Raw genomic sequence first — 11515 nt, forward strand, 5'->3', positions numbered from 1 at the left:
GTCGGGATGCTTCGGAGGGAAGCCTGTGCCGGCGGGCCGAGCGGGCGATGCTGACTTCCTCAAAGTGGGCCGCTTCAATCAGGACGTTGGTCGTCGTTCCAGACGTCTCTGTGCTTTCGCCACCCATCACGCCGGCGATTCCGATAGGTCCGGAGTCGTCCGTGATCAGCAGGTCTTCCTGATCGAGAGCACGCTCGCGGTCGTCGAGGGTCCGCAGCTTCTCGCCTGGCTGCGCCCGGCGGACGGTGATTCCGCCGGAGAGCTTGTCAAGGTCGTACGCGTGCAGCGGCTGACCCAGTTCCAGCATCACGTAGTTGGTGACATCGACCACGAGTGAAATGGAACGAATACCGGCGAGCCGCAGCCGGGCAGCCATCCATGGCGGCGTCGGCGCCGATACATCCAGGTTCCGGATCGTCCGGGCAACAAACCGGTCACAACCAGCCCGGCCCAGAATAGGCGTCTGGTCGTCAATCTTGACCGGATAGCCCGCTCCATCCGGCTTGGGCACCGTCACTTGCTCCGCCGGATCGGTGAAGTCGGTCCCCGTTGCGTGTGCATACTCGCGGGCGACTCCACGGATCGAGAAGCAGTATCCGCGGTCCGGCGTCACGTTGATTTCGGCGGCCTCGTCATTGAGCCCCAGGAGTACGACGGCGTCGCTTCCGATTTCGGCATCAACTCCAATGGTGGACAACACAAGAATTCCATCGTGATCCTCGCCAATACCGAGTTCACGCACAGAGGCGATCATGCCATCGGAAATGTGTCCGTAGGTTTTCCGCGGGGCGATCTTGAAGTCACCGGGCAGCACAGACCCGGGAAGTGTCACCACAACCTTGTCGCCGACGACGAAATTATCGGCGCCACAAACTATGCCGTGCACCGCGTCGCCGCCGTCCGCCGCCGTCGTTCCTTCCGGAGCCACCTGTACCTGACACCAGTTGATGGTCTTACCGTTGGACTGCGGCTCCGGCTCCTTGGAGAGGACCTCGCCCACAACGATAGGACCGTAGAGTTCGTCTGAGGGACGGTGTACGTCCTCTTCCTCAAGACCGACCCGGACGAGGTCGGCCATTACCTCTTCGGCGCTCGCTCCATCCGGTACCTGGGCATACTCGCGCAGCCATGACAGTGGGACCCGCATCTAAATCTCCATCCCGAAGTGTTCGCTGAACCTGACGTCGCCTTCGATCATGTCGTGCATGTCCCCGACGTCATTGCGGAACATCAGCGTCCGCTCTATACCCATTCCAAAGGCGAATCCGGAGTAGATTTCCGGGTCGATTCCGGCCGCAGACAGCACCGCAGGATTGACCATCCCGCAGCCGCCCCACTCGATCCACTGGGGGCCGCCCTTGGCCCCGGGGTGCCAGACATCGAGTTCGGCTGATGGTTCGGTGAAAGGGAAGAAGGCCGGACGCAGCCGGATCTCCGCCGCTTCGCCGAGCATCAACCGGGCGAAATGCTCCAGCGTTCCGCGCAGGTCCGCCATGCTCAGGTCCTTGTCCACCGCAAGACCCTCGAATTGGTGGAAGACCGGGGTGTGGGTGGCATCCAGTTCATCCGTACGGAACACCTTGCCCGGGCAGAGCACGTAAACCGGCAGTTCACGCTCGAGCAGCGAGCGGACCTGCACCGGCGACGTGTGGGTGCGCAGCACCAGGTGAGCCTCCGGAGGCTCGACGAAGAAGGTGTCCTGCATGGCACGTGCAGGGTGATCCGGCTTGAAGTTCAGGGCGTCGAAGTTGAACCACTCCGATTCGACTTCGGGGCCTTCGGCGATCTCCCATCCCATCCCGACGAAGATGTCACTGACCCTGTCCTGAAGCGTCGAGAGGGGGTGCCGGGCTCCTGCCCTGCGACGCCGGGGAGCAGCCGTAACGTCAACGGCTTCCTCGACCAGAATGTTGGCATCGCGTTCGGCCTCAAGCACCACGGTCCGCTCGGCCAGCGCCTTGTTGACCCGGCCACGGGCAGCGCCCATCAGCTTGCCGGCGTTGGCCTTTTGGTCCTTGGGCAGCGTGCCGATTGCACGGTTGGCCAGGCTCAAGGGCGACTTGTCACCGGTATGGGCAAGGCGGACAACCTTCAGACTTTCCAGATCCGCTGCGGCGGCGATGGCCGCGAGCGCCTGGTCCACGGCGGTATTGACGGATGATTCGTCCAGCGGGTTGGCCGCCGGGGACTCGTTGGAGGGTTCAGTCATCAACAGTTCTCACTTAGAAGTTATGTCGGGCACAGCAAGTCTAGTAGACAGCTGCGACAGCTTTGAAAAACACCGTCAGTGACCCATTGAACGCAGTTAGAATACTGCCATGCAGGGAAGTCACCGGCTCCGGCAGGTCATCAACATGGTCAACCTTTCCACCCCGCTCGGGGTCGGCATTGCCGCGGCCACCGGCAGTACGGTCAGCAGGGGTCCGCAGGGTCTCCTCTTCGCGTCCGGATACCGGCCGCGGCTGCCCGCCGCCGCGGCCTATACCGTCGGCAATGTCGTCTTCTTCCGGCAACCAGGCCCGCAGGCAACCGCATCAGCCGCGCTGGTCCGTCACGAGGCAAGGCACAGCACACAGTATGCAATGTGCCTCGGGCTGCCGTTCCTTCCTCTGTATGCGGCGGCCGCCGTCTGGTCACTGTGGCGTACCGGCGATCCTGCATCCCGGAACCTGTTTGAGCGCCACGCCGGCCTGCGGAACGGCGGCTACGCGGAACGGCCGGTCATTCGGCATTTTCCGCGGCCGTCATGGTCTTTGATTAGACCTTGATCTCGCGTTTGAGGATCTTGCCGGTCGGTCCTTTAGGCAACTCGTCGGCGATGACCACGCGGCGCGGATACTTATAGGCAGCAATCCGTTCCGCCACAAAGTCCCTGATCTCCTCCGGCTCCACCGGCTCAGCGTCTTCTTTGAGTACGACGACGGCTACGACTTCCTCGCCATGCACCTCGTCCGGCTGCCCGAGGACTGCTGCCTCCGAAACGGCGGGATGTTCGTAAAGGACCTCTTCGACCTCCCGCGGATAAACGTTGTATCCGCCACGCAGAATCATGTCCTTCTTCCGGTCCACGATGAAGAACACCTTGTCCTCATCCATTCTGGCCATGTCGCCGGTTCGGAACCAGTCATCGGGAATGGCAGCTTCGGTCGCCTCGGGATTGTTCCAATATCCCTTCATCACGTATCCACCGGAAACGGCAAGCTCCCCGACCTCCCCCGGGGAAACTTCCTGGCCCTCCTCATTCAGGACACGTAATTCCGCCCCGCGGACGGCGGTGCCGATGGAACCAGGTTTGCGAATGCCGTCCATCTGGTTGAAGCACACCACAGGCGAGGTCTCGGAGAGTCCATATCCCTCCAGGAGAGTCGCGTCGAAGGACGATTCGAACCCGCGCAACACTTCCAGCGGCAACGCAGCACCGCCCGAGGCCGCCATCCGGAGCGCGGAAACGTCATAATTATCCCGGTCCGGGACCCCGAGCAGGCCAATGTACATGGTGGGGACGCCGAGGAAGATGGTGACCTTATCCCGCTGGATTATTTCCATTGCCTTCACCGGGTCGAACTTCGGCAGGATCGTGATCGTAGCGCCAGCGGAGACGGCCGAGTTCAAGGCGCAGGTCTGCCCAAAGATGTGGAAGAACGGAAGCCCACCAAAAAGGACATCGTCAGGGGTGATGCTGAACAGGCTGCGGGACAGCTCTGCATTGGACCGAAGGTTCTCATGCGTAAGTTCCGCACCTTTGGGTCTGCCGGTCGTGCCGGACGTGTAGAGAATGACCGCGGTATCCGAAGGGTCGGCCTCCGCGACGGCGGAAATCGCATCATGGCCACCAAGCATCTTGGCAAAGGAAGAGTCCATACTGACGACTTCAACTCCGCCGGCCTTGGCTCCCTCCTGCACTTCCCCGAGAACCCCTTCGAAGACGAACGCCAGTTTGGCTCCGGCGTCATTCAAATGGAATTCCACCTCACGGGCCTTTAACAACGGATTCAATGGCACGACGACGGCTCCGTACCGAAGGATGCCGTAGTAGACAGCGGGCATTGGCGGAATGTTGGGACTGATCAGCGCCACCCGGTCCCCCGGCTGAATGCCGTTGGACTGGAGCAAGCCTGCAACCCTCTGGCTCAGTCCCTCAATGACACCGTAACTAAGTTCAATGTCATCCATTTTGATAGCCACTTTGTCCGGATTGGACTCCGCGGACTGGACCAGAATGTTCGCCAGATTCGACATGGATCAGCTCCTTCAACAGGTATGGAGCTTCGTCGCCCCCTGGAAGCATTCTTACCGACAGAAGCCGCAGGTTACAAGGGGTCCCTGATCACGGTGGAAGAAACCTGTCTGTTCAGTGGGTCGCCCCGGCCGCCATTGCAATGTCTCCACCGGTGGCCACGCTGACCCGGACAATGGCTGCCAAGGCCGAAGCCGCCGTCGTTGTTTCCATGCTGGCAACCGAACTGTCGGGCACTTGCTCCGGCGAGAAGGGGATATGGACGAATCCGCCCTTGGCACCGCGGTGAACGCCGTACTGCAGTTCTTGCATAAGAGCATAGAAAACGTGGTTGCAAACATAGGTGCCGGCGGACTGTGAAACCTCGGCGGGTATTCCTATCCTGCGCAACTCAAGGAGGGATGCCTTGATGGGCAGACTGCTGAAGTATGCAGCCGGGCCACCATCCACGACAGCGGAATCCACCGGGCTGTTTCCGGCGTTGTCCGGGATGCGGGCGTCGTCGATATTGATCGCAACGCGTTCCAGTGATAGCCGGCCACGGCCGCCCGCCTGTCCAACGCACAAGACCAGGTCCGGCCGCTCTTCGTTGAGTGCACTGCTGAGGACCCCCGCGGATTGGCCGAAGACGCACGGCAACTCAAGCGTGTGGACGACGTATCCGGCGTCAGTCAGCTCTGCCGCCGCAAGCTGAACGGCCTGCCATGACGGATTTATGCTTTGGCCGCCGAAAGGCTCGAAGCCTGTCAGCAGAATCTTTGTCGGCATAATCAAAGATTACCTTGAATGTTCCTCGAAAGTATGTTCGAATACAGTATGAGGTGGAGCAATCAGACGAACGGACGCCCGCCGTCGGAACCGGCGCTGCTGCCCATGGCCGGATTCCTGCGCTCGGTGCAAACGCCCGAATTTGCAGGGGTGACTTTCCACGAGGTACAGGCGAAATCGGTCCTGAACCGTGTTGGCGGCCGGTCCGCAATGCCCTTCGAATGGACGATCAACCCTTACCGCGGTTGCAGCCATGCCTGCGTCTACTGCTTTGCGCGTAAAACGCACACCTATCTGGACCTGGATGCCGGCCCAGACTTCGACAGCCAGCTCGTCGTGAAGGTCAATGCCGGCCAGGTGCTGCGGGCGGAACTGTCCAAGGCCTCATGGCAGCGCCACCATGTGGCCATGGGAACGAATACGGACCCTTATCAGCGGGCTGAGGGTAGATATCAGCTAATGCCGGAAATTATCTCGGCCCTCGCTGATTCCGGCACTCCCTTCTCCATACTGACAAAGGGGACGTTGCTGGCCCGGGACATCCCTCTGCTGAAAGAGGCGTCCAAGCAGGTTGAGATCGGGATGGGAATATCGTTGGCCTTAACCGATCCGGATCTCGCCAAACGTCTTGAACCGGGCACGCCGACGCCGAAAGCACGGCTGCAACTGATCAGCCGGTTGCGGGAAGCTGGCCTTCCCTGCGGGGTCATGGCTATGCCAATCCTTCCTTGGCTCACGGATTCGGATGAAGCACTGGATTCGTTGCTGTCCCAGCTCGCTGCCGCCGGAGCCACGGGTGTTACCGCGGGTCCGCTACATTTGCGTCCTGGTGCCCGGGAGTGGTTTATGGAATGGCTGGCGAAGGAGCATCCACAACTCGTTGGACGATACCGCCGTTTGTATTCCGGTGGAACCTACGCATCGAAGGATTACCGTCGTTGGTTGGCATCACGTGTGGGCTATTTCAAGAAACGACATGGGTTTGATGGCGGCGCCCGCTTTATCCGTTCGAGCCAGGAGGGTGAAGCCAGCAATCCGGAAGGAACCGCGCCGGCGTCGTCGGATGCTGCTCCATCATCCCGGAATGGCCGGCCGGACCCAATTAAGACGGGAGATCTCCAGCCGACGCTCTTCTAGCTCCCTGTACTTGGCCAGCCCTCGGTAACCTTCAACCCTCACCTGCCGGGAGCGGGACCTGTGGTGTCCACTGGCTCGCCGATGGCGGCCAGCAGCCCGGCGACTATCGGATAATCTGCAGGAATCCAAGGCAAGGCCGCGAGTGTTTCAGCAGAGCCCAGGTCCAACCAGTTGAGCAAGTCGTGGTCTTCCAGCGGACGCGGAACACCTGACGTCAGTTCGGCCATCCAGACCCGCATCGCGGCACGTTCGTTGAGCAGCCACCCCTGTTCATGGGGACCTTCGACTTCGGTGCCGAGACGAACGGATACGCCAAGTTCCTCCATCAACTCCCGGTGCAACGCCTGAGTGCAGTTCTCCCCCGGTTCAACCTTTCCACCGGGAAATTCCCACAGTCCGGCCAGCATCGGCGGTGCGCTCCTTCGGGCGACGAGCAACCGGCTCGGATATGCCAGTGAATCGACGATGGCGGCACCGACGACTTGCTTCAATGACGTGATGTTTGACTCCACGCTGCAGAGTCTACGCGCCACGGCGGTATCCTGAACGCGGAACAAAATCATCTGTCCGTTGTTGTACAGAAGGGGTCCCTGCCCTGCAACGGCAATGAGTGATCGTATCACCGGCATTCCCAGCACCACTTCAGGCCCCGTTTCCGGCCATTCCTGAGCAGGTGGCAGCGACCGCTGTTGGACCGGCCGTCATCAGTTTCCTTTCAACGAAAGACATCAATGCCTTCCTCCGCGCGCGACACGTCCGTCCAGCCGTCACCGGTGGCCGATGCGGGCGCCAGAGCTGTTCAGACACGAATGACGCTGGCCATCTTTGCCCTCGCGACGGGCGGTTTTGCCATTGGCACCACTGAGTTCGCGATCATGGGTTTGCTCAGTGATGTGGTGGAAGATCTGCAAATCAGTCTTGCCATGGGCGGCCACCTGATCTCCGCTTACGCATTGGGTGTTGTCGTGGGGGCACCATTGCTGGCAGTTCTTGGTGCGCGAATGCCACGGAAAAAGCTCGCGTTGGGATTGATCCTCCTGTTCACTCTGGCGAATCTTTCCTCTTACGTGGCGCCTGACTATGGGTGGCTGCTGTTCACGCGATTCATTTCGGGCCTGCCGCATGGTGCCTATTTCGGCCTCGCGGCCATTATTGCCGCTTCCCTGGTGCCGCCCACCAGGCGTGCCCGCGCCGTTGCCTCGGTAATGCTCGGGCTTTCCATCGCGAACGTCATCGGCGTCCCCCTGGCTACCTGGATCGGACAGCAATTCGGCTGGCGGCTAATGTTCGTATTCGTCGGGCTTATCGGTTTGCTGACCCTTGTACTCGTAACGAAGTACGTACCGTTTCAGCATGCCGCTGCGGACGCAAGCATCCGGCGGGAGCTTGGCGCCTTGAAACGGATCCAGGTCTGGCTGGCCCTGCTGATTGGCATCGTCGGCTTCGGAGGCTTCTTCGCCGTTTACTCCTACATCAGTCCGACAATGACGCAGGTTACGGGTCTTCCTTCAACTGCTCTTCCGTTTATCGTCGCGCTCTACGGCATCGGGATGGTCGTGGGCAATATCATCGGTGGCAGAATCGCGGACCGTTCCGTGATGGGAAGCATCTACGGCTGCATGATTGCGGTGGCTACTGTTCTTTTGGTATTCAGTTGGGCCGTCCGGATTCCCTGGTCTGCCATCCTGCTGGTCTTCCTGGTTGGAGCCGCCGGCTCGATGCTGGTGCCGGCGCTGCAGACCCGGCTCATGGACGTCGCCGGTGACGCGCAATCATTGGCGGCGTCCCTGAACCATGCCGCCTTGAACACAGCCAACGCCCTCGGTGCATTTCTCGGCGGCCTGGTCATTACCTGGGGCTGGGGGCTCGTTGCGCCGGCGCGCGTCGGTGCTGTGCTTGCCGTTCTGGGGTTGTTAATCGCCCTTTTCAGCGGAAGGTTGAAGAACCGTCAACGCGTTTCGTCGGACGCCGCTGCCTTCGTGGAGTAAATATCCGGTTCCAGGTAAATCACCCGCGCAATCGGGACAGCCTCCCGGATCCGCTGTTCAGCACTATCGATTTCCCCGGCAACGTCTTCACCCGAATTCGAGTGGCTAATCGCGATCTTAGCTGCCACCAGTAATTCTTCCGGTCCAAGGTGCAGTGTTTTGAGGTGGATTATTTCGGTGCCGGAGGGACCGCGCAGTGCTTGCTCAATCTTCTGCACGTCCTCCTTCGTCGCCGATTCGCCAAGCAGGAGTGATTTCGTTTCCATCGCAAGCACGATGGCAATGATGACCAGGAGTACGCCGATCATTGCCGTTCCGACCGCATCCCAAACGCTGTTGCCAGTGATCAACGTGAGGCTGACGCCGAAGAGGGCGAAAGTCAGTCCGAGCAACGCTCCCAGATCTTCGAGCAGAATAACGGGTAGCTCCGGCGATTTGGCCTTGCGCACGAATTCCGCCCAGCTCTTATCTCCCCTCACACGGTTCGACTCAACGATTGCTGTCCGGAATGAGAACGACTCCGCAACGATCGCTCCAACCAGAACGGCAAGCGGCACCCACCACCAGAATCCCTCGATTGGGTGCGGATGCTGAAGCTTCTGGTAGGCCTCATAGAGCGCGAAAAGACCACCGACACTGAACAGCACTATGGCAACGAGAAACGAATAGATGTATCGTTCCCGGCCGTAGCCGAAGGGGTGTTGGGGGCTTGCCCGGCGCTTAGCCTTTTTGCCCCCGACCAGGAGCAGTACCTGGTTACCGGAATCTGCAACGGAGTGAATCGCCTCCGCAAGCATCGATGATGATGCGGTGAGGATGAACGCCACGAACTTGAAGACCGCGATCGTGAGATTCGCGATCAAAGCCGCGATAACCGCCTTAGTGCCGCCGCTTCCTGCCACTGCGTACCACCTGCACTTCATACCGTCGGAACGTTGAGGATTGTACTTCGCCACGCTACAGCTCGGCAGCGCTTTCTGGCACCGCCAACGTTATACTAAGTATGCTTACGTGTGACGAATGTCGTCACCGGAAATGAAGGAGGAGTCATGGGAATCATGGCTTGGATCATCCTCGGCTTGATCGTCGGAGTGATCGTTAAGATGGTCATGCCCGGCCGGGTTGGCGGAGGCTGGATCGGCAGTCTCATCCTCGGCGTTGTAGGTGCCCTGGTGGGTGGTTGGATCGGCAGCGCGCTCTTCGGGCAGGGAGTCAGCTCGTTCTTCGACCTCGGCTCATGGATCATGGCCATCGTCGGTGGACTGCTGGTCGCCTTCGTCTACGGTGCGGTTACCGGCCGCAAAAACGCCTAATCTGCCGGACGCCTATTCCGCTGGGCGCGGGCGCTGGCATAGAGACAGACAGTCGCGGCAGTCGCAAGGTTCAGGCTTTCAGCAGTGCCGTAGACGGGAACGGAAACGCTGTAATCGGTCATTGCCAATTCCGTTTCGGCCAGACCTTGGGCTTCATTACCGAATATCCAAGCGGTTGGAAGTTCGAGGGCAGGGCCTTTAGGGCCTTGGCGATTCCCCATGTGCTTCGAAACAGGCACGTCCTCATCGCCACGCCGGAGGCGCCGGCTAGCGCACTCGTCCTGGAGCACGTCCAGATCATGGTTCCCGTATCCATGGGCAGCAAACAACTGTAGACCGGACTCATTTAGCCGGCGGGTCAGCGCCCCCAAGTCCTCTCCCACGACAACCGGCAGGTGAAATATCGACCCAGCAGTTGACCGTACAGCCTTGGGATTGTAGATATCAACGCTTGAAGCAGTGATGACGACGGCGTCGGCCCCGGCAGCATCCGCGGCACGCAGTACGGCCCCTGCATTGCCCGGATCCCGCATCCGCGAGAAAACCGCGATCAGACGCGGCCGCCGTTCCAGGACTTCAGCAAGTTCAACATCGATGGTATTACAAACTGCGATAACGCCTTGGGAGCTAACCGTATCCCCCATCACGGCGAGGACTTCATCTGTTGCCAGACGCAGCTTCACCCCGGAAACAGGTTCGTCGAATTCCGGAAAGCGGTTGAGGCATTCCTGCGTCGCAAACAATTGAACGACCACCACTCGTCCTGAAGGGGCCCGATTGCGGTGAGCGGCCAGCGCCTCACGTACGGCCTGCGGCCCTTCAGCCAGGAATTGTCCGCGCTTTAAACGCGCCGGACGCCCGGCAAGCTTTGCGACATCACGGACCCGGTCTGAACGGGTATTGGCGATGATCGGTGCTTGCAGGCGCCCGGCGTCGTGCACTGTAGGCGGACTGCTTAACGGGAACCGGCAGCGACAGGCGCGGAGGTGTCCTCAGGCAGGTTGTCCTTGGCCAGCTTGACCAGCGCGGTGAATGCGGTGGCGTCGCTGATGGCCAGCTCAGCCAGCATACGGCGGTCGACCTCGATTTCGGCAGCCTTCAAACCCTGGATAAACCGGTTGTAGGTCATTCCATTGGCGCGCGCTGCGGCGTTGATGCGCTGGATCCACAGCCGGCGGAAGTCGCCCTTGCGCTTGCGGCGGTCGTTGTAGTTGTATACGAACGAGTGGATGACCTGTTCTTTGGCCTTGCGGTACAGGCGCGAACGCTGACCGCGGTATCCGCTTGCGCGCTCGAGAATTACCCGGCGCTTCTTATGGGCATTGACTGCCCTCTTCACACGTGCCACGTGCGTACTCCTTCAAATTTCATATCCCTGAACCGGTCGCTGCGGAACAGTCAGGAAAGCTGGTAAATAAGTGGCTGTGGACCGGAAGGTCCAGCCATTAACGGATGTGGGTTATTTACCCAGCATCTTCTTGATGTTCTTGGCATCAGCCGGGGAGACGATCTTGTCGCTGGCCAGACGGCGGGTCAGCGTCGAGGACTTGTGCTCCAGGTAGTGACGGCGGTTCGCCTGCTGGCGCTTGAGCTTGCCTGAGCCGGTCAGCTTGAAGCGCTTTTTAGCGCCACTGTGTGTCTTCATCTTCGGCATGGCTACCGATCTCCTTACATATCTCCTCGGGCTGCGCCCTCGGCTCTTGCAATGGTCCGGTGGAACCATTGACGGTTTTTGGACTGGCCGGAACGGCTCAAGCAGGCACATGGCCTACTTGTCAGCGTCCGACTTACTCTGGCTCGACGGCGTCTTGCCAGCAGGCTTACTGGTGGAACCGGCCCGAGGCTTCGGCGCTGCCGGTTTGCCAACGGGTTTCGGTGCTGCCGGCTTGGCGGCAGGTTTCGAAGCCACCGGCTCAGCGGCAGGTTTTGCAGCCGAGGGTTCAGCGGCAGGTTTCGGAGCTGGCTGCTCAGCTTCGGCCGGTTTCGAAGCCGGCTGCTCAGTTTCGGCCGGTTTTGGAGCTGGCTGCTCGGCGGCCGGTTTCGAAGCCGCCGGTTCAGCGGCAGGTTTCGGA

At 60.4% G+C, this 11515-nt stretch carries 13 protein-coding genes and 1 pseudogene; 5 read left to right on the top strand and 9 right to left on the bottom strand.

Annotated elements, in window-relative coordinates:
• Positions 1 to 1147, bottom strand: a 1147-nt coding sequence (locus tag Y707_RS26495) for a phenylalanine--tRNA ligase subunit beta (protein ID WP_035781929.1), incomplete at its 3' end; no start/stop codon positions are given.
• A complete protein-coding gene (gene pheS, locus Y707_RS0115230; protein WP_026535726.1) occupies positions 1148 to 2209 on the bottom strand; it encodes a phenylalanine--tRNA ligase subunit alpha in 1062 nt (353 codons plus the stop codon).
• A 109-nt stretch (positions 2210 to 2318) separates the two neighbouring features.
• Here pheS and Y707_RS0115235 point away from each other — a divergent pair, with 109 nt between their 5' ends.
• Positions 2319 to 2768 carry an eCIS core domain-containing protein gene (locus Y707_RS0115235; RefSeq protein ID WP_026535727.1) on the top strand — a complete coding sequence of 150 codons (450 nt, stop codon included), beginning with the start codon at positions 2319 to 2321 and terminating at the stop codon, positions 2766 to 2768.
• Here the strand turns inward: Y707_RS0115235 and Y707_RS0115240 are convergent.
• The gene (locus tag Y707_RS0115240; RefSeq protein WP_026535728.1) at positions 2758 to 4239 is read right to left on the bottom strand and encodes a long-chain-fatty-acid--CoA ligase; all 1482 of its coding nucleotides are present in this window, start codon (positions 4237 to 4239) and stop codon (positions 2758 to 2760) included. The genes Y707_RS0115235 and Y707_RS0115240 overlap by 11 nt on opposite strands.
• A 112-nt stretch (positions 4240 to 4351) precedes the next feature.
• Positions 4352 to 5005: a pyroglutamyl-peptidase I gene (pcp, locus tag Y707_RS0115245; RefSeq protein WP_035781931.1), complete on the bottom strand. Its 654-nt coding sequence runs from the start codon at positions 5003 to 5005 to the stop codon at positions 4352 to 4354.
• A 48-nt stretch (positions 5006 to 5053) separates the two neighbouring features.
• Between pcp and Y707_RS26500 the strand changes: the two genes are divergently transcribed.
• Positions 5054 to 6142 carry an Rv2578c family radical SAM protein gene (locus Y707_RS26500; protein ID WP_035781942.1) on the top strand — a complete coding sequence of 363 codons (1089 nt, stop codon included), beginning with the start codon at positions 5054 to 5056 and terminating at the stop codon, positions 6140 to 6142.
• 38 nt (positions 6143 to 6180) lie between these two features.
• Here Y707_RS26500 and Y707_RS0115255 read toward each other — a convergent pair whose 3' ends face one another.
• A complete protein-coding gene (locus Y707_RS0115255; RefSeq protein ID WP_026535730.1) occupies positions 6181 to 6642 on the bottom strand; it encodes a (deoxy)nucleoside triphosphate pyrophosphohydrolase in 462 nt (153 codons plus the stop codon).
• A 231-nt stretch (positions 6643 to 6873) separates the two neighbouring features.
• On the opposite strand from Y707_RS0115255, the gene Y707_RS0115265 reads away from it, so the two are divergent.
• Positions 6874 to 8130, top strand: coding sequence for an MFS transporter (locus Y707_RS0115265; RefSeq protein ID WP_035781933.1), 1257 nt, complete (start codon positions 6874 to 6876; stop codon positions 8128 to 8130).
• Here the strand turns inward: Y707_RS0115265 and Y707_RS0115270 are convergent.
• Entirely contained in the window at positions 8091 to 9032 is a 942-nt protein-coding gene (locus tag Y707_RS0115270) for a cation diffusion facilitator family transporter (RefSeq protein ID WP_026535732.1), read from the bottom strand. The two genes, Y707_RS0115265 and Y707_RS0115270, sit on opposite strands and share 40 nt — an antisense overlap.
• Positions 9033 to 9179: 147 nt before the next feature.
• Between Y707_RS0115270 and Y707_RS0115275 the strand changes: the two genes are divergently transcribed.
• Positions 9180 to 9443 carry a GlsB/YeaQ/YmgE family stress response membrane protein gene (locus Y707_RS0115275; RefSeq protein ID WP_026535733.1) on the top strand — a complete coding sequence of 88 codons (264 nt, stop codon included), beginning with the start codon at positions 9180 to 9182 and terminating at the stop codon, positions 9441 to 9443.
• Here Y707_RS0115275 and Y707_RS0115280 read toward each other — a convergent pair.
• The 3 genes from Y707_RS0115280 to rpmI all read right to left on the bottom strand — a co-directional run bounded on the left by Y707_RS0115280 (position 9440) and on the right by rpmI (position 11097).
• Positions 9440 to 10384 carry a TrmH family RNA methyltransferase gene (locus Y707_RS0115280; protein ID WP_026535734.1) on the bottom strand — a complete coding sequence of 315 codons (945 nt, stop codon included), beginning with the start codon at positions 10382 to 10384 and terminating at the stop codon, positions 9440 to 9442. The genes Y707_RS0115275 and Y707_RS0115280 overlap by 4 nt on opposite strands.
• A gap of 14 nt (positions 10385 to 10398) precedes the next feature.
• Positions 10399 to 10791, bottom strand: a complete 393-nt coding sequence (gene rplT, locus Y707_RS0115285) for a 50S ribosomal protein L20 (protein WP_026535735.1) — start codon at positions 10789 to 10791, stop codon at positions 10399 to 10401.
• A 111-nt stretch (positions 10792 to 10902) separates the two neighbouring features.
• The gene (rpmI, locus tag Y707_RS0115290; protein ID WP_026535736.1) at positions 10903 to 11097 is read right to left on the bottom strand and encodes a 50S ribosomal protein L35; all 195 of its coding nucleotides are present in this window, start codon (positions 11095 to 11097) and stop codon (positions 10903 to 10905) included.
• A 109-nt stretch (positions 11098 to 11206) separates the two neighbouring features.
• Here rpmI and Y707_RS33160 point away from each other — a divergent pair.
• Positions 11207 to 11515: pseudogene (locus Y707_RS33160) on the top strand (hypothetical protein); the annotation flags it as partial.

Origin of the sequence: Arthrobacter sp. H14 (assembly GCF_000520495.1) — a bacterium.
Lineage (GTDB): Bacteria > Actinomycetota > Actinomycetes > Actinomycetales > Micrococcaceae > Arthrobacter_C.

Excerpts from the sequence above, each read along its gene's own strand:
- pheS (WP_026535726.1), bottom strand. The coding sequence starts at position 2,209 with ATGACTGAACCCTCCAACGAGTCCCCGGCGGCCAACCCGCTGGACGAA.
- Y707_RS0115240 (WP_026535728.1), bottom strand. The coding sequence starts at position 4,239 with ATGTCGAATCTGGCGAACATTCTGGTCCAGTCCGCGGAGTCCAATCCG.
- Y707_RS0115235 (WP_026535727.1), top strand. The coding sequence starts at position 2,319 with ATGCAGGGAAGTCACCGGCTCCGGCAGGTCATCAACATGGTCAACCTT.
- Y707_RS0115265 (WP_035781933.1), top strand. The coding sequence starts at position 6,874 with ATGCCTTCCTCCGCGCGCGACACGTCCGTCCAGCCGTCACCGGTGGCC.
- Y707_RS0115275 (WP_026535733.1), top strand. The coding sequence starts at position 9,180 with ATGGGAATCATGGCTTGGATCATCCTCGGCTTGATCGTCGGAGTGATC.
- Y707_RS26500 (WP_035781942.1), top strand. The coding sequence starts at position 5,054 with ATGAGGTGGAGCAATCAGACGAACGGACGCCCGCCGTCGGAACCGGCG.
- rpmI (WP_026535736.1), bottom strand. The coding sequence starts at position 11,097 with ATGCCGAAGATGAAGACACACAGTGGCGCTAAAAAGCGCTTCAAGCTG.
- pcp (WP_035781931.1), bottom strand. The coding sequence starts at position 5,005 with ATGCCGACAAAGATTCTGCTGACAGGCTTCGAGCCTTTCGGCGGCCAA.